Here is a 19360-nt window from a genome sequence, read left to right on the forward strand (position 1 = left end):
GCTGCTACGGGAGCGATTACCCCAAGCACGAGTACGGCAGGTACGTATACGGTAACGTACACGATTCCGGCCAGTGGCGGTTGTGCGGCAGTTCCTGTAACGACCAGTGTGACGATTTACCAGGTTCCGAATGCAATAGCAACTCCAGCTTCACAGACGATTTGTTCAGCTACGGCTACCAATATTGCCTTGTCAAGTGCGGTAAGTGGTACCACTTATGCCTGGACAGTAGTTCAAACAGGGGTGAGCGGAGCATCAAACGGCAACGGAAATTCAATTATTCAGACATTAACTGCAACCGGATTTGTTTCAGGTACAGCGGTTTATACGATAACGCCAACGGCTAACGGATGTGCCGGAACCCCAATAACGGTTACCATAACGGTTAATCCTACGCCAAATGCGATAGCAACTCCAGCTTCACAAACGATTTGTTCAGCTACGGCTACCAATATTGCCTTGTCAAGTGCGGTAAGCGGTACCACTTATGCCTGGACAGTAGTTCAGACGGGAGTAAGCGGAGCATCAAATGGTAGCGGAAATACAATTGTACAGACATTAACCGCAACCGGATCTGTTTCAGGAACCGCAGTTTATACGGTTACTCCAACGGCCAACGGTTGTACTGGAACTCCGATGACGGTTACAATAACAGTTACTCCGATTCCGAATGCCATAGCAACTCCTTCTTCACAGACGATTTGTTCGGGAACGGCAAATAATATTGCTTTGTCAAGTGCTGTAGCCGGGACAACCTATACTTGGACGGTAGTTCAGACAGGTGTTACAGGAGCTGCAAATGGGGGTGGCGCTGCCATTTCGCAAACACTAACCACAACAGGGATTACACCGGGAACCGCAGTGTATACTGTTACACCGGTTGCCAACGGATGTATCGGATCTCCAATAGACGTGACAATAACAGTTAATCCTGCCCCGGTTGTTACCGCAACACCGGCTTCGGAAATGATTTGTTCGGGACAGTCTACAGGAATAACATTAAGCAGTACTATCACAGGGACCACTTATTCTTGGACAGTGGTTCAGACAGGGGTGACGGGAGCTTCAAACGGTAGTGGTAACATGATTTCTCAGTTATTGACTACAACAGGTGCCGCTATAGGAACCGTTGTTTATACGGTAACTCCTATGTATAACGGATGTGCGGGAGCGCCGCTTACCATTCAGGTAACTGTAACTCCAAAAGTAACAATGACGGCAACGGCTGTTTCCTCTAATATCTGTTCCGGAGAAACGGCTACTATTACTTTTGCCAGCAGTTTGCCTAACACGGTGTATAACTGGAATGTTGTTCAAACGTATGCCACAGGAGCCAGTAACGGAACGGGAACATCGATTTCCCAGATGTTAACGGCTACCGGTAATGTTCAGGGGCAGGCGGTATACACCATTACACCGGTTGTTAACGGATGTGAGGGAATACCGGTAACGGTAATTGTGAATGTGAATCCGATTCCGGTTGTAACCGCGAATCCTTCAAGTTCAACAATCTGTTCAGGAACCGCTACCAATATTGTGTTGACCGGTAATTTACCGAACACCACATTTACCTGGTCGGTGATTCATACTGGTGTTTTCGGAGCGGTTTCCGGCAGTGGTTCGGTAATCAACCAGACGTTAACGATAACAGGCTCGGTTCCGCAAACGGCAACCTATATTATTACGCCATCGGCAAACGGATGTACGGGTACTCCGATAACGGTAACAGTTACCGTGAATCCGACACCGGAAGTATTCGGTACGCCTTTAAGAACGGTAATCTGTAGCGGCGATAATGCGGAGTTCTCACTGACACCTAATATTCCTGGTACCACATTTACCTGGACGGTGAATCAACAAGGGGTGAGTGGTGCTTTTGACGGCAGTGGTAACGGTAATCCGCAAACGGTAAGTCAGCAATTGCAAACCACCGGTAATGCCATAGGAACAGTAACCTATACTGTTACGCCATCGGCTAACGGGTGTGACGGAACTCCGATTACAATTACCTTTACGGTTCATCCGCTACCTACCGCTGATATTCCTGACGGAATGGTATGTGTTGATGCGGGAACAGGCAGTTTGATTTACGGATATCCTATGAATACCGGTTTAAGCGACGCGACTCATGACTTCCAATGGTATTTCGGAACGGATCTGACAACGGTTATCGGTACGGGCAGTTCGTATACGGCTACCCAAGCGGGTCAGTATACGGTTTCGATTGTGAGTACGACCGCGCCGGGATGTTCCAATGTGATCATCGTTGATGTAACGGAGTCGAATCCGGCAAGCGCCTTAAACTTATATGTAAATGAAGCCTTCAGTAACAATCCGACCATTACGGCTATCGTAACAGGAGGATCGGGTAACTATCAATACCAACTGGATGGTGGGGCTTATCAGACTTCGAATGAGTTTACGGGAATCTTACCGGGCTTGCATGAGGTTCATGTGATTGATCTTGACGGCTGTACCGATTTGACACAAACGATATACGTGATTGGGTATCCGCATTTCTTCACACCAAACGGAGACGGATACAACGAAACATGGAATATTTGGGATTTACAAGACCAGCCTAATGCAGAGATCATGATCTTTGACCGTTATGGTAAGTTTATCAAACAGATCAGTCCTGTGGGAGAAGGGTGGAACGGAACCTATAACGGAGAACTTTTACCATCAACCGATTACTGGTTTACCGTTAAATTCAAAGACGGTGTAAACAAAGAGGAGCGAATTTTCAAAGCGCATTTCTCGATGAAACGTTAAGAATTAACACAATCATATTATTAAAAAGTCGCCTTTGGGCGGCTTTTTTTGTATAAATAACAAATTAATTGAAATTTGTTTGACGTTTAGTGGTATAAAATTTAATTTTAATACTAAGATGTGCTATTTTTGCGTTTTATGGTTTAAATTTCAAAAGATGAAAAATAATTACCTTTTTCTTTTATTTTTAGGGTTAGTACTGTTTGTTTTTGATGGAAGGGCCCAGGTGAACTTAGGGGTGACGGCAGGAGGGACTTCTGAAATCTGTCAGGCAGGAACAGCGGTTACATTGAATTGTACCTATGTGAATGCTTTTAATACAAACGGATATACCGTTTCTTCGATACCTCCTAATAGCCCCTTCAGTACCAATCCTCCCTTTTCGACTTCACTTGTTACAGACGATACTTGGTCGCAGGTAATTGATTTGAAAGGAGCTGGGACGACACCATTTAATTTTTGTTTTTTTGGGAATACCTATTCTAAGTGTTTACTTAATACGAATGGAGTAATAAGTTTCAGTATAGGTTCGGGTCCGTTTGCTGTTCCCGGTGGGGTTTATACACCCGGAAGTGGTGCGGGTTATACCCTTTCTCAGCCAATTCCATTTAATCCTGGTGCATCCAATGCTCCTTATCTGAATGCGATTCATGGAGTGTTTCAGGATACTGATCCAAGTAATTCACCCATACCTGCGACTAATATTAATTATTATGTTGACGGTACTTATCCTAATAGAGCATTTATATTCAGTATGAATGAGGTTCCGAATTTTTCATGTTCTACTGTGAGACAATCCAGTCAGATAGTGATGTATGAAGGAACTAATATCATTGATGTTTATGTTATTAAAAGAAATAATACCTGTTCATGGCAAGGCGGTAGAGCGGTCTTAGGTATTCAAAATAATGCCGGTTCGGTTGGGTTTACTCCTCCAGGACGAAATACAGGATCGTGGGCAGTTCCGGCTACATCACCGGAAGCATGGCGATTTACACCAACAGCCGGTGCTCCAGTTCCAGTAACTTTTGTTTGGAAAGACCCATTAGGGAATATTGTGGGTACAGGCCAAAGTCCGACGGTATACCCAACAGCGACCACTACTTATACGGTAGAGGCAACATATACTATTTGTGGTTTGAATTATACGGTATCGGATGATGTAACGGTTACCATAACCGATATCCAAACCGGTACACCTTCTAATATAACGGATTCTGATTGTGATAATTTCTTTGATTTAACACAAAATACGCCTACAGTTATGGCTTCGCTGAATCCTTCTCAGTACGTTATCAGTTATCACACTACAGAGGCAAGTGCAAATGGCCTTAATGATGCTGAAATACCTGCCGGGATGCTTTCTAACTATTTTAGTTTGGGACAACCGATTTGGGTTGCTGTGGAAGATTTTTTCAGTTCTTTTGCCTGTAGAAAAGTTCAATTATTTAATTTGATTCCGTGTGGGGCAACACCTTCGGTTACTGTTAACAGTCCGGAAGTTTGTCAGGGCACATCAGCAACTGTAACGGCCACTCCTCTAATACCGGGTACTTATACCTACACGTGGACCGTTCCTGCAGGATTTCCTGACCCAGGCAGCGTTCCTTCTTTTTCAACAACAGTGGCGGGCACATATAGTGTAATCATAACCGATACGGTTAGTGGTTTGTCAAGTAGTAGTGCTTCAGGGGTTGTGACGATAAATCCTTTGCCTACAGTAACTGTTGATAGCCCTACTGTTTGTGCAGGAAATAATGCCACAATTACAGCCACACCAGGTTCCGCGGGAGCATACGTATATTCATGGACGGTTCCTTCTGGAGCAACAGATCCTGGAAACACACCAAGTTTTTCAACCGCAACTGCAGGTACTTATAGCGTAATAATTACAGATACGGGAACCAATTGTTCGAGTGCTTCAGCTAGTGGGATCGTTACTATTAATGCCTTACCAACAATTAGTGGAACGTTGTCAGCGTGTCAAAACGCTACGTCACAATTGACGGGTAGCGGAACACCTGCGACTTCAAATCCTTGGACTTCATCTACAACGGCAGTTGCTACAGTTGATGCAAGTGGATTGGTTACGGCAGTTTCAGCAGGTACAACAACCATTACTTATACTGATAATAACGGATGTTTTATTACAGCTACATTTACCGTTAATCCGTTGCCAACAATCAGTGGAGTCCTATCTGCTTGTCAGAATGCAACGTCGTTATTAACTGCTACCGGAACTCCTGCAGCAGCAAATGCCTGGACGTCTTCCAATACAGGAGTGGCAACAATTAATGCTGCAACAGGATTGGTTACCGGAGTTTCAGCGGGAACAACAACAATAACTTATACAGATGTGAACGGATGTTCGCGTGCCGTAGTATTCACTGTAAATGCGTTACCAACGGTTTCTGGACCAAATGTTATTTGTGTTAATGGTACTACTTCTTTAACGGGTACAGGAACACCGGCGGCGGTTAATGCATGGACATCATCCAATACAGCAGTTGCTACCGTGAACGGAAGTGGTGTGGTAACCGGTGTTTCAGCAGGTGCCGCTACAATCACTTTTACGGATGTTAACGGATGTGCAAATACAATAAATGTTACGGTTAATGCATTACCAACAATTAGCGGAACGTTATCTGGATGTATTGGGACAACCACTCAATTAACAGGTTCAGGAACTCCGGCTGCACTTAATCCATGGACATCATCAAATGCTGCAGTTGCAACTGTTAACGCATCTGGATTGGTGACTTTCACAGGTGCCGGATCTTCAGTAATCACTTATACGGACATCAATGGATGTTCTGCAACTGCAACTGTTACAACAACTCCGAGTGGAAGTCTTTTAAATTTATATTGCGGACCTTATAATAATAATCCGACTTATCCTAATGCGATTTATATGGACTGGTCGAATATTGTCGATTCCTCTGGTAATACGATTGTAATGACTTTCAATTACAGTTATTCCATTAACGGAGGTCCAACCATCACTGGAAGTCAAGTCAGTCCGAGTTCACTTTATGTAGTTACCAATGGATTACCTATAACATTTACAGTATCGGCAGTTGGACCGGTGTGCGTACAGACGGAAACAGTTACATGTAGTTGTCCGACTCCAAACGTAACCGGAACCTTGTCTGCTTGTGTAGGATCTACAACATTATTGACAGGAGCGGGAACGCCTCATCCGGTTAATCCATGGGTATCTTCAAATACAGCTGTGGCAACTGTAAATGCTTCAGGATTAGTTACCGGAGTTTCAGTAGGAACCGCGAATATTACATATACCAATGACGATGGTTGTTTTAGAACAGTAACCGTAACCATAAATGCTTTACCTACAATTTCAGGAATTAACGTTATTTGTGCCAATGGTTCAACTACATTAACAGGTACCGGTACACCAGCTGCAACAAATGCTTGGACTTCTTCGAATACTGCGGTAGCTACCGTTAACGGCAGTGGTGTTGTAAGCGGAGTTTCAGCAGGAACAACAACAATTACATATACTAACAATCTTGGATGTACAGCTACGGTTGTAGTAACTGTTAACGCATTACCAACAATTAGCGGAACCTTATCTGCTTGCCCAGCAGGAACAAGTACTTTGACTGGTTCAGCTACCCCTGCAGCTACAAATGCTTGGACATCTTCCAATACAGCAGTGGCTACAATTAATGCAACAACGGGTGTGGTTACCGGAGTTGCTTCAGGTACAACAACAATCACGTATACAAATGCAAACGGATGTTCGATTACGGCTGTGTTTACAGTAAATACATTGCCAACAATATCAGGAACGCTGTCTGCTTGTATCAATGGAACTTCGCTTTTATCAGGTACAGGAACTCCGGCAGCAGTTAATGCCTGGACATCATCGAATACCGCTGTGGCAACAATTAATGCTGCAACAGGATTGGTTACCGGCATTTCAGCAGGAACAACAACTATAACCTATACCAATACAAACGGATGTTCTGGTTCGGTAACATTTACCGTAAATGCATTACCTACGGTATCCGGCCCTAATGCTATATGTATTAACGGGACAACACAGTTATCAGGTACGGGAACACCAGCAGCTACAAATGCGTGGAGTTCCTCAAATACAGCGATAGCTACCGTGAATGGTAGTGGACTTGTAACAGGGGTTTCAGCAGGAATTGCTACAATCACTTTTACTGATGCTAACGGATGTTCCAATACAAGAGCCGTTACTGTTAATGCATTGCCAACTATCAGCGGCACTTTATCGGCTTGTATCGGCGCCACAAGACAATTAACCGGCTCGCCTTCACCGGCAGCAGCAAATGCTTGGACTTCTTCAAATACAGCTGTAGCTACAATAAGTGCGGCAGGCTTGGTTACCGGTGTTTCGGCAGGTACAACAACCATCACTTATACGAATAATAACGGATGTCAGATTACGGCAGTATTTACCGTAAACGCTTCGCCAACCATATCGGGAACGTTATCGGCTTGTGTGGGTGGTACTACGCAACTGTCAGGTTCAGGAACTCCTGCGGCAGCAAATGCATGGACTTCATCCAATACTGCAGTGGCTACAGTAAATGCAACAGGATTAGTAACAGGAGTAGCGGTTGGAGCAACAACTATTACTTTTACAGATGCAAACGGATGTTCAGGTACTGCGATTTTAAACGTTTTACCGACACCGACAGCAACAATCGCAATTACAGGACCGTCAACAATCTGTAGCGGAACAACAGCTAATATTACTATTACAGGAACTCCAAATACTACGGTTAACTATACCGTGAACGGAGCTTCGTCTTCTGTTAATTTACCAGCGTCTGGAACTGTAACATTTGCTACGGCTAGCTTATCGGTGCAAACAACATATCAATTGGTAAGTGTATCTACCGGCTCGGGATGTACCGGAACATTATCTCAATCGGTGGTTGTGAATATTGCTCCTCAGCCTACAGCATTGATCTCAGGTACCACTACAATTTGTAATAATTCCTCAACAACGATTACCTTCTCGGGTACTCCGGGAGCAACAGTTGAATATACCGTTAACGGAGGAGGAATTCAGACAGTAGTAATCGGTGCGGGAGGAAGTACTCCGGTTAATACGGGGGCTTTAAACGCAGATACTACGTATGCATTGGTTAACGTTATTGCCGGTACCGCTCCAAACTGTACACAGTCTTTAAGCGGTTCAGCTATAGTGACGGTAGTACAAACACCTACAGTTACTGCTCCTGCAACGGTTTCTTTATGTTCAGGGCTATCAACAGGCATTCAATTAACAGGAACAGTTCCTAATACCACTTTCACTTGGACTTATACTCAAACGGGTGGTGTAACGGGCGCTTCCAATGGCTCAGGAAATATAATATCACAGGTGCTTACAGCCGGAACTACAACCGGAACAGTAACTTATACCATAACACCGTCAGTTGGTTCTTGCGTTGGCACACCAACTACCGTGACAGTAACTGTTACTCCGATTCCAGTTGTAAATACCAACCCTCTCGCGCAATCGATTTGTTCAGGAGAGACAACAAACATTCTGTTATCAAGTAATAATGCGGCTACAACATTTAGCTGGAACGTTGTTCAGACAGGTGGTGTAACAGGTGGAACAAGCGGAACAGGAAATGTCATTGCAGATGTTTTGGTTGCTTCCGGAAATACCGTAGGACAGTTAGTGTATGCTATTACACCAATGAATAACGGATGTCAGGGAATTACGAAAACGGTTACGGTATCGGTTTATCCGAAGCCAATAGTAACAGCAACTCCTCCATCAGAAACAATTTGTTCGGGAACGAATACGAATATAGTGTTGAGCAGTAATGTTGCAGGAACCACATTCAGTTGGACGGTTGTTCCTAACGGTGTTTTTGGTGCAGCTTCCGGAAATGGAGCTCTGATTAACCAGACGTTATCAATAACAGGATCAACACCTCGTACGGCAATCTATACGATTACGCCTGTAGTGAACGGATGTGTCGGCGATCCAATTACTGTACCGGTAACCGTGAATCCGACACCGGAAGTATTTGGTAGTCCGGGTACTACCGTAATTTGCAGTGGTGCTAATGCAGAGTTCTCACTGACACCTAATATTCCCGGCACCACATTTACCTGGACGGTGAATCAACAAGGGGTGAGTGGTGCTTTTGACGGCAGTGGTAACGGGAATCCGCAAACGGTAAGTCAGCAATTGCAAACTACCGGTAATGCCATAGGAACAGTAACCTATACAGTTACACCATCGGCTAACGGATGTAACGGAACTCCGATTACAATTACCTTTACGGTTCATCCGCTACCTACCGCTGATATTCCTGACGGAATGGTATGTATTGATGCGGGAACAGGCAGTTTGATTTACGGATATCCGATGAACACCGGTTTAAGCGAAGCGACTCATGACTTCCAATGGTATTTCGGAACGGATCTGACAACGGTTATCGGTACGGGGAGTTCGTATACGGCTACCCAAGCGGGTCAGTATACGGTTTCTATCGTGAGTACGATAACACCGGGTTGTTCCAATGTATTGATTATTGATGTGGTGGAATCGAATCCGGCGCAAAGCGCAACGGCTTATGTTAGTAATTATTTTGAAGACAGCCAGTCCATCACGGTAAGTGTGGTTGGAAACGGAAGTTATCAGTACAGTTTGGACGGAGGTCCGTTCCAGACCAGTAACGTGTTCCCTAATGTTTTACCGGGAGAGCACACTGTAACGGTTCAGGATATCAATGGTTGTACGGATATAGTGATTACCAATATTTTAACAATTGGTTATCCGCACTTCTTTACACCAAACGGTGATGGGTATAACGATACCTGGAACATCTGGTCTTTAGAGGGAATTCAGCCAAATGCCGAGATTCATATTTATGACCGCTACGGTAAATTAATCAAACAGATGGTGCCGGCAGGTACAGGATGGGATGGAACGTATAACGGACAGTTATTACCATCTACGGATTACTGGTTCACGGTTAAATATTTGGAGAATGGTGTGGAGAAATTATTCAAAGCCCACTTCTCAATGAAACGATAATCAGAAAAATTTCAATAAAAAAATATCCCGTTATAACAACGGGATGTTTTTTTTTAAGGTGTTTCCAAAAAAGAGGGGTTAAGGCAGCGGCATTTGTTTTATAGCCCTGATGGGAGCGGCATCTTTTTGTTCCGATAGCTATCGGAACAAAAAATACAGCGGACAGCAGGTAGAGGGTTGTTATGAAACACCAAACGTGTAGCTCCTTAAAATAAAAAAGCCTCTTTTAACAGAGGCTTTCTTTTTAGTTGTTGTAAGCTTTTAAGGCTTCTTTTAATATCTGAACGGATTTGATTAAATCTTCCTTTTTCAAAACGTAAGCGATTCGTACTTCGTCCAATCCAACGCCTTTGGTGGAATAGAATCCGGCGGCCGGTGCAACCATAACCGTTTCTCCGTTAAAATCATACGACTCCAATAACCACTGTGCGAAGTCATCGGCATTTTTTACCGGAAGTTTTGCTATGCAGTAGAAAGCGCCTTTTGGAGTAGCCACTTTTACACCTTCAATTTTATTCAACTCGGCGATTAAGGTATCGCGACGGTCTTTGTATTCGGTAATCACATCATCAAAATAGCTTTGAGGTGTGTCTAAAGCCGCTTCACTGGCAATTTGTGCGTAGGTTGGCGGGCTCAATCGGGCCTGTGCAAATTTCATGGCCGTTGCCATTACTTCTTTGTTCTTGGAAACTATACATCCGATACGGGCACCACACATACTGAAACGTTTGGAAACCGAATCAATCATGATAGCGTGTTCTTCCAGTCCGGGAACGTTCATCACCGAATGGTGTACAAAACCGTCATAAGCGAATTCACGGTATACTTCGTCTGCGATTAAAAACAAATCGTGTTTTTTTACCAATTCGGCCAATTGCATGATTTCTTCCTGTGAATACAAATAACCGGTTGGATTTCCCGGATTACAGATTAGAATCGCTTTTGTTTTTGGCGTGATCAGTTTTTCGAAATCGGCAATAGGAGGTAAGGCGAATCCGGTATCGATTGTTGAAATTACCGGTACCACTTTTACTCCCGATGCAGTTGAAAAACCATTGTAGTTCGCATAGAAAGGCTCCGGAATGATGATTTCATCGTCGGCGTCCATCGTACTTCCCATGGCGAAAAGTAAGGCTTCGGATCCTCCGGTTGTGATAATGATATCCGCAGTATTTATTGGCAGTCCTTGTTTCTGATAGTAAGCCGCCAATTTGGTTCTGTAGCTTTCAAAACCTGCGGAATGGCTGTATTCCAAAACCGTAATATCGGCATTTTTTACAGCATTTAAAGCTACTTCCGGTGTTTTGATATCGGGCTGACCGATATTCAAATGATATACTTTATGACCTTTCTTTTTTGCGATTTCTGCGTAAGGAACCAATTTACGAATTGGTGATTCAGGCATTTGTTGGCCTTTTAACGAAATTTTAGGCATGGTTTGTTTATTTTGAGATACAAATTTGCAATATTTTTTAGAAACTATGTAATTCGATTTGTTATTAATTTTTTAAAGTTTTAGGAAATTAAATATTTATGTAGTAATTTTCACAAAATAACTATTTTATGAGATTAATTTATTTAGTCTTTTTGCTTTTTGTCAGTCTTAACTACTATGGACAAACTGGTTTTCAATGGGAATCGGACAAAGAGAAAATTACGGTTCCTTTTACGTTTGTAGACAATCTGATTATCATTCCGGTTGAAATAAACAACACGAAATTAAACATGCTTTTGGATTCGGGTTCCGAACCCTCTCTTATTTTCAGTTTTCCTGAAAACGACACCATTCAGCTTTACAATACCAAAAAGATAAAAATTTCCGGACTGGGGAATGAAGAAATGGCAGAAGGCATTTTTTCGGATAAAAACACCGCCAATGTGAGTGGGTATGTCAATAAAGGGTTTGATTTACTGGTTATTTTGGATGAGAGTCTGAATTTTTCTTCCCGTATCGGTATCCCGGTAAACGGAATTTTAGGCTATTCATTTTTTAAGAACAACATCATCGAAATCGATTATCAGAAAAAAAAGGTAACCATTTACAAGGACAGAAAAATTCTGAATAAAAGCAGGATAAAATCGTTTACTCCTTTGCCTATAAGCGTGGTAAATGACAGGGCCTACCTGAATGTCCGTGCCAGGCTGGACGATAAGGAGCTGGATTTGAAACTGTTGGTGGATACGGGTTTGGGTGACGGTTTGTGGTTGTTTGAAAATGACAAGATTAAATCCAATTCCAATTATTTTGAAGACGTTTTGGGTGAAGGAATCGGAGGAACCGTCTTTGGGAAAAAATCACGACTGGATGAAATTGCGTTTTCCAAGTTCCGATTCAAATCGCCTTTGGTTTCCTATCCGGACACCGCTTCGTACAAGCAGTTACGGTTAATCAAAAACAGAAACGGTTCTCTGGGAGGCGCGATGCTTAAACGGTTTTCCATGATTATGGATTATAAAGGAGAACAATTGTTTTTAAAAAAGAGTATTTTTTACGACGATCCGTTTAATTACAATATGAGCGGAATTGAAGTCCAACATGGCGGTATCGAATGGGTGAAGGAAGAGTTAGTAAGGGACTCTAAACCAGGAAATATGCTTAATGTGAATGACTTGATATTTGAGAACAGTAATCTGAAATATAAATTCACTTTAAAGCCGGTTTATGTAATTGCTTCGGTTCGTAAAAATTCGCCTGCGGAAATGGCCGGACTGTTAACCGGCGATAAGCTTTTGAGAATCGACAGGAAAAACGTCAGTAACCTTAACAAGCAAAAAATAGATGAAATGCTTCAGGCAGAAGACGGCAAATCAATAGAAATTGAGATTGAAAGAAAAGGCGTTCGAAAGAAAATGGAATTCAAACTTAAAAAGTTATTATAAAAAAAGTCCCCGCTTTCACGGGGACTTCCTATTTTATGTAAAGTTGGTTACGATTGCGGTCCTACTTTTTGTTTTTCAAGTACATTTTTCTCTTCTTTCACAATTACTTCTCCTTTGATACGTAACGCTACTTTACCACCTTCATAGTTTACCGCATTCGACTCCACGGTGATTGTTTTAGAAATTCTACCGGGATTCATGTTGTATTTCACATCAATTTTTCCTGTTTTGCCAGGCATAATCGGCTCAGTTGGTTTAGATGGAACCGTACATCCACAAGTAGACTGTACATTGGTAATGATCAGAGGAGCATCACCCGTATTGGTGAACTCGAAAGTTCTCATTCCATTGTCCGAATCTTTAGAAACAGTTCCGTAATCAATAGTGTTGTCTTTTGCTTTGAACTCTATCTTCGGTCCTTTTTGGGCATACGATGCAACGCTAAATGCTAAAATTGCAACTAATCCTAATAATTTTTTCATCTTTTTAAGTTTTAATAGTTATCGTAAAATTACATTGTTTTAATAAATGAACAAATAATTTAACGCTCTTTTTTTATTTGCTCAGTTATAGCTATTTTTGCAGATATAATTACAAAAAGCATACCAAAGTTGTCATTGCGAGAAAACGTGGCAATCAGGAGCGAAAGTTTCGGGTTTTTCCGTAAACCATTTTCCCGCTGTACGTTACAATCTTTCCTTTCGTTAAGAGTAACGAAAGGAAAGGATTTCCACTGCCATCGGGGCTAGTAAGGAAACTATTCGCATTTTTGTAAACTTAAACTAAGAAAATCATTGCGGGACAACTCGATTGAATCCGTATAACCAAATAACCGAAATAAACGAATATGACAATTCCGGCGCAATTTGAAGCGAAAGCAGCAGAACAAAAGTGGTACGATTACTGGATGAAGAACAACTATTTTCATTCCAAACCCGACCACAGAACCCCATACACCATAGTAATCCCGCCACCCAATGTGACCGGAGTACTGCATATGGGGCACATGCTGAACAATACGATTCAGGATGTATTAATCCGTCGTGCCCGTTTAAAAGGGTTTAATGCCTGTTGGGTTCCGGGAACGGATCACGCCTCAATCGCAACCGAAGCGAAAGTGGTCGCCAAATTAAAAGCAGAAGGCATCAATAAAAACGATTTGTCCCGTGAAGAGTTCTTAAAACATGCGTGGGAGTGGACCGAGAAATACGGAGGCACCATTTTGGAGCAGTTAAAGCAATTGGGTTGTTCCTGCGACTGGGACAGAACGAAATTTACCATGGATCCGGACATGTCGGCATCCGTAATCCGTTCCTTCGTGGATTTGTACAATAAAGGATTGATTTACCGTGGGTACCGAATGGTAAACTGGGATCCGGAAGCAAAAACAACCTTGTCGGACGAAGAAGTGATTTTCGAGGAAAGACAAGGAAAATTATATTTCATCAAGTATCAAATTGAAGGAAGTCAGGAATTCTTAACAGTGGCAACGACACGTCCGGAAACGATTTTCGGGGATACTGCCATCTGTATCAATCCAAACGACGAACGTTTCGCCCATCTGAAAGGTAAAAAAGCCATTGTTCCAATTTGCGGCAGAGTAATCCCAATCATCGAAGACGAATATGTAGACGTAGAATTCGGAACCGGATGTTTGAAAGTAACACCGGCACACGATATGAATGATAAGGAATTGGGTAACAAGCACCATCTGGAAATCATCGATATTTTCAATGAAGATGCAACGTTAAATTCTTTCGGATTGCATTATGCCGGAAAAGACCGTTTCGTGGTGCGTGAAGAAATTTCCAAAGAACTGGAAACTATCGGCGCTTTAGCTAAAACGGAAAACTATTTAAACAAAGTGGGTACTTCCGAAAGAACCAAAGCGGTAATCGAACCAAGATTATCCGATCAGTGGTTCTTAAGCATGGAAGAGTTGGTAAAACCGGCCATCAAAGCCGTTTTGGAAACCGAAGAAGTGAAATTGTATCCGTCCCGTTTCAATAATACCTACCGTCATTGGATGGAAAACATCCGCGACTGGAACATTTCCCGTCAGTTATGGTGGGGGCAACAGATTCCGGCGTATTTCTACGGCGAAGGAAAAGAGGATTTCGTGGTTGCGGAAACGCCTGCGGAAGCTTTGGAATTGGCAAAACAAAAAACAGGAAACGCTTCGTTACAGATTTCCGATTTAAAACAAGACGCCGATGCGTTGGATACCTGGTTCTCGTCATGGTTATGGCCAATGGCTGTTTTCGGCGGCATCATGGATCCGGAGAACGAAGATTTCAAATACTATTACCCGACGAATGATTTGGTAACCGGTCCGGATATCTTATTCTTCTGGGTAGCCCGTATGATTATCGCCGGTTACGAATACGCCGGTGAAAAGCCATTCAATAACGTGTATCTGACCGGTTTGGTTCGTGACAAACAAGGTCGTAAAATGTCAAAATCACTTGGAAATTCTCCGGAACCGTTAGGCTTAATCGAGAAATTCGGTGCTGATGGGGTTCGTTGCGGATTACTATTAAGTGCTTCGGCAGGAAATGATATTTTATTCGATGAAGAATTGTGCAACCAAGGTAAAGGATTCGCCAATAAAATCTGGAATGCGTTCCGATTGATAAAAGGGTGGGAGGTTGCCGATATCGCGCAACCGGAATCTTCGAAAGTGGCCATCGAATGGTACGAAGCGAAATTGCAAAGAACCTTAGCGGAAATTGAAGATAACTTCGAAAAATACAGAATTTCAGATGCTTTAATGGCAACATACAAATTGGTTTGGGACGATTTCTGTTCGTGGTTCCTGGAAATGATTAAACCGGGTTACCAACAACCGATTGACCGTGCCACTTTCGACAAGGCAATTGAAATGCTGGAAACGAATCTGAAATTGTTGCATCCTTTCATGCCGTTCTTAACGGAAGAAATCTGGCAGCACATCGCCGAAAGAACTCCGGAACAGGCTTTAATCGTAGCGGAATGGCCAAAAGCAAAATCGTATAACGAAGTCTTAATTGCCGATTTTGATTTTGCTACGGAAGTGATTTCAGGAGTGCGTACGATCAGAAAAGACAAAAACATTCCGTTCAAGGACACTATTGAATTGAAAGTGGTGAATAACGAAAAAGCGTCTGCTTATTTTGATTCGGTAATTACCAAATTAGGAAATATCACGTCATTGGAATACGTTTCCGAAAAAGTGGATGGTGCTTTGTCATATCGTGTGAAATCCAACGAGTACTTTATTCCGATTACCGGAAATATCGATATCGATGCTGAAATTGCGAAGTTAACCGAAGAGTTGAATTACAACAAAGGTTTCCTGAAATCGGTTCAGGCAAAACTGTCTAACGAGAAATTCGTAGCCGGTGCACCGGAGAAAGTAATCGAAATGGAACGCAAAAAAGAAGCCGATGCTTTGGCAAAAATCGCCACGATTGAACAGAGCTTAATGAGTTTGAAATAAAAAATAAAAGCCCCGAATTTCGGGGCTTTTTTATTATATGAAGAAGGTTAATTGTTATTTTTTTTCAATAACTTTTTTCAGTGTTTTGCCTGAAGCGGTTACCGTTACATTATAAATCTCTTTGCCTTTTTTTACTTTCACTTTATAAACGGTTCCATTATTTGAGGTTTCGGCCATATTGGCTTTCTCAACGCTAAAACCTGCAAATTCTTTTGCGATGGTTTGACTAACTTCTTTTGGTAATTCCGCAATTTTGATTTCGGTTTCGGTTTCCATCCATTTTCCGGATTTGGTAAACTTAGCGGAATGTTTTGTTCTGTCAATCATGAATTCGGCTTCATATTCGCTTTTGTTTTCCATTTCCCAAGTTGTTTTTGTTGCAGCCGGGAATTTGGTTTTAAAACTTACTAAGACAGCGGTAGGAATTTTATTTTCTGTTATTTTTTGTGCGAATGCGGTGGTGTTAAGCATTGCAGTAGCTATGAATATTAGAATTGATTTCATGTTTTATGTTTTATAGTTAAATATAATCTTTTTAGTTTGAATACAAAAAATCCGTTCTGCAAAAGCAGAACGGATTCTCGTTTGATTATGATGTCAAGGATTATTGCTTCACCACGCGTTTCATGGCTTCCAGATACTTTTTCTCCACAGCGGTCCAATTTACCACATTGAAGAAAGCTGAGATGTATTCCCCTCGTTTGTTTTGGTATTTTAAATAATAGGCATGTTCCCAAACATCAAGTGCCAGGATCGGCATTCCTGAAATGGGCATGTCCGGCATTAACGGGTTGTCTTGGTTAGGCGTACTTCCAACCATCAATTTACCCGTTTTATCCACAACCAGCCAAGCCCATCCGGAGCCAAACTGTTTTCCTGCCGCGTCAACAAATTGTGCTTTAAAGGTGTCATAATTACCAAAATCACGATTGATGGCTGCTGCCAGACTGTCTTTAGGTTGACCGCCGGCTTTAGGAGCCATTACTTCCCAATATAGATTATGATTGTAATAGCCTCCGGCATTGTTACGAATCGCCATATTGTTCGGATCCGATTTTTTTAAGATGTCTTCCAGGCTCCATTGCTCCAAATCGGAACCGGCAATGGCTTTGTTTAAATTGTTACAGTAACTCAAATGATGACGCGAATAGTGAATTTCCATGGTTCGTGCATCCATATAGGGTTCTAAAGCGTTGTAGGCATAAGTTAAGCCACGCATTTTGAATTTACCTTTTTCGGCTTTCACATCGGCCGGATTTCCGTAAACCGATTGGGTTTCCTGTGCTTCCGGTTCGGGAATCTGAATCACTTCTTCCAGATTGTTTTTTTGTCGGCACGCAATTAACGTTAAGAATGCAAAACTGAGTAAGGCGAACTTTTGAATTTTCATGGTAATTAGTTTAAAAGAAAAAACGAAACCTTTTTACAAATTTCGTTCTTTCATGAGTTTATTAATAATCTCGATATATTGTTTTTTTGCTTCTTCCGGTGAAATGTGATTTACCTGCATCCAGGCGTTGAGTTTAAAAGCACTTCGTAGATTTTGCGATTCCTGTCGGAAATAAAAACGATCCGAATTATTGGAAGTGGCTTGTTTGTAAAGGCCGTACAATATCAACTGCAAATCTATCGGAACGGAAGACTGCGGGATCAATTGCGCATTTTCAAACGCTTCATCAAATAAGGTGTCTAAATCTTTCTCCATTGTTTATTTAATGGCAATGATGGTTTTTCCGCCAACGGCTTTCTGGTTAAGTTTTACATTAACTTGGGTACCTAAAGGTAAGTATAAATCTACTCTCGAACCAAATTTAATGAAACCGGCATCCGTTCCCTGAACAACCTGCATCCCTTCTTGTGCATAGTTTACAATGCGTCGTGCCAAAGCACCGGCAATCTGGCGGTATAAAATTTCACCGAAAACACGGTTTTCAACAACTACTGTTGTTCTTTCGTTTTCTTCGCTGGCTTTTGGATGCCATGCCACTAAATATTTTCCAGGATGGTATTTGCTGTATTTTACCAACCCGTTTACGGCATAACGTGTAACGTGAACATTAATTGGTGACATGAAAATTGACACCATCAAACGTTTCTCTTTGAAATATTCCGGTTCGAACACTTCTTCAATTACCACTACTTTTCCGTCCACGGGAGCAATAACATGATTGTCATTTATGGCTACTACACGTTTTGGATTTCGGAAAAACTGCAATACCATGATTAACATGAATAATGCAAAAATCTGAACTGCTTTTTTCAGCCAGAAAACCGGAATGAAAGCATCCGCTAAAAATACAACCGCTACTACAGCAATTGTTGTTCCTAAAATAATTTTAGCTCCCTCTTTATGAAATTGTATGAACATAGTTTAAGATTTGATAAAACAAATAAAGAAATGGTATTGCAAATATAACACTATCCAACCGATCTAGAATACCTCCATGGCCCGGCATGATTTTTCCGCTGTCTTTTACTCCTGCTGTACGTTTGAATTTCGATTCGATTAAATCACCTATAGTCCCGAAGAACCCAACAATCAAACCGGTGCAAATCCAAACCATGGGGGAAAAGAAAGTAAAATACATGCTTAAAACGTAACTGCCAAGCATGGTGAAAATCAATCCGCCAATAAAACCCTCGATGGTTTTTTTGGGTGAAATGCGCTCGAAAAGTTTATGTTTCCCAATGGATTTTCCAACAATATAAGCAAAGGTATCGTTCACCCAAATAAGAATAAAAATACCGATTATGATTTTCGGATTAAAATGTGGTCCGATATTCGGGATCTTCATCAATAAGACAAATGGCAGAATGATGTAACCAAACAAGGTAACGTATTTTGAGTTGCGATCCGACTTGGGTTTCAGTTTTTCAGTGAACAGATCAACAATCAGATTGACAGACACAAAAAGGGCTGCCAGGTTAAGTAAAATGTCTGTTGTGAAGTTGTTTTTATTAAAAAAGACAAAAAGGATATAACTTCCCAATGCTAAGAGAACGGGAAGGTTTTGGTTTAGGTGAGTCAGTTTACAGAATTCGGATACCGTGATAAACATGAAAATGCCAAAAAGCAGCGAGAAACTGTATTCAGAATATAATGTTGCTGAAACAAGAAGTAAAATATAAAGTAAACCCGAGAGGGTTCTTGTTACACTTTCATGCAT

The 19360-nt window shown here is 41.9% G+C and carries 11 protein-coding genes; 4 read left to right on the forward strand and 7 right to left on the reverse strand.

The genetic code is table 11. The annotated features are described in order from the left end of the window. The coding region (locus BLQ05_RS09910; protein WP_143000942.1) for a PKD-like domain-containing protein at positions 1-2775 on the forward strand (2775 nt) is incomplete at its 5' end. A 157-nt stretch (positions 2776-2932) separates the two neighbouring features. Further along, the gene (locus BLQ05_RS09915; RefSeq protein WP_023575722.1) at positions 2933-9835 is read left to right on the forward strand and encodes an Ig-like domain-containing protein; all 6903 of its coding nucleotides are present in this window, start codon (positions 2933-2935) and stop codon (positions 9833-9835) included. A 244-nt stretch (positions 9836-10079) separates the two neighbouring features. On the opposite strand, the gene BLQ05_RS09920 is transcribed toward BLQ05_RS09915, so the two are convergent. Then, positions 10080-11270 (reverse strand): pyridoxal phosphate-dependent aminotransferase, encoded by a 1191-nt coding sequence (locus tag BLQ05_RS09920; RefSeq protein WP_023575723.1) that lies wholly within the window; start codon positions 11268-11270, stop codon positions 10080-10082. Positions 11271-11398: 128 nt separating this feature from the next. Between BLQ05_RS09920 and BLQ05_RS09925 the strand changes: the two genes are divergently transcribed. After that, complete coding sequence (locus BLQ05_RS09925; protein WP_023575724.1) at positions 11399-12715, forward strand: PDZ domain-containing protein; 1317 nt, start codon at positions 11399-11401, stop codon at positions 12713-12715. A 47-nt stretch (positions 12716-12762) separates the two neighbouring features. Here BLQ05_RS09925 and BLQ05_RS09930 read toward each other — a convergent pair whose 3' ends face one another. Further along, complete coding sequence (locus tag BLQ05_RS09930) at positions 12763-13197, reverse strand: DUF1573 domain-containing protein (RefSeq protein WP_023575725.1); 435 nt, start codon at positions 13195-13197, stop codon at positions 12763-12765. Positions 13198-13562: 365 nt separating this feature from the next. Between BLQ05_RS09930 and BLQ05_RS09935 the strand changes: the two genes are divergently transcribed. Then, entirely contained in the window at positions 13563-16193 is a 2631-nt protein-coding gene (locus BLQ05_RS09935) for a valine--tRNA ligase (protein WP_023575726.1), read from the forward strand. A 54-nt stretch (positions 16194-16247) separates the two neighbouring features. On the opposite strand, the gene BLQ05_RS09940 is transcribed toward BLQ05_RS09935, so the two are convergent. The 5 genes from BLQ05_RS09940 to BLQ05_RS09960 form a co-directional block, all read right to left on the reverse strand. Further along, a complete protein-coding gene (locus tag BLQ05_RS09940; protein ID WP_023575727.1) occupies positions 16248-16697 on the reverse strand; it encodes a PepSY-like domain-containing protein in 450 nt (149 codons plus the stop codon). Positions 16698-16797: 100 nt separating this feature from the next. Beyond that, positions 16798-17583 (reverse strand): superoxide dismutase, encoded by a 786-nt coding sequence (locus BLQ05_RS09945; RefSeq protein ID WP_023575728.1) that lies wholly within the window; start codon positions 17581-17583, stop codon positions 16798-16800. Positions 17584-17616: 33 nt separating this feature from the next. Beyond that, positions 17617-17898, reverse strand: coding sequence for an acyl-CoA-binding protein (locus BLQ05_RS09950; RefSeq protein ID WP_023575729.1), 282 nt, complete (start codon positions 17896-17898; stop codon positions 17617-17619). A 3-nt stretch (positions 17899-17901) separates the two neighbouring features. Then, positions 17902-18561 (reverse strand): phosphatidylserine decarboxylase family protein, encoded by a 660-nt coding sequence (locus BLQ05_RS09955; RefSeq protein ID WP_035654116.1) that lies wholly within the window; start codon positions 18559-18561, stop codon positions 17902-17904. Further along, positions 18542-19360 (reverse strand): phosphatidate cytidylyltransferase, encoded by an 819-nt coding sequence (locus BLQ05_RS09960; RefSeq protein ID WP_023575731.1) that lies wholly within the window; start codon positions 19358-19360, stop codon positions 18542-18544. Before BLQ05_RS09960 ends, BLQ05_RS09955 begins: the two co-directional genes overlap by 20 nt.

The organism is Flavobacterium saliperosum, from assembly GCF_900100625.1.
In the GTDB taxonomy this organism is placed as follows: Bacteria; Bacteroidota; Bacteroidia; order Flavobacteriales; family Flavobacteriaceae; genus Flavobacterium; species Flavobacterium saliperosum.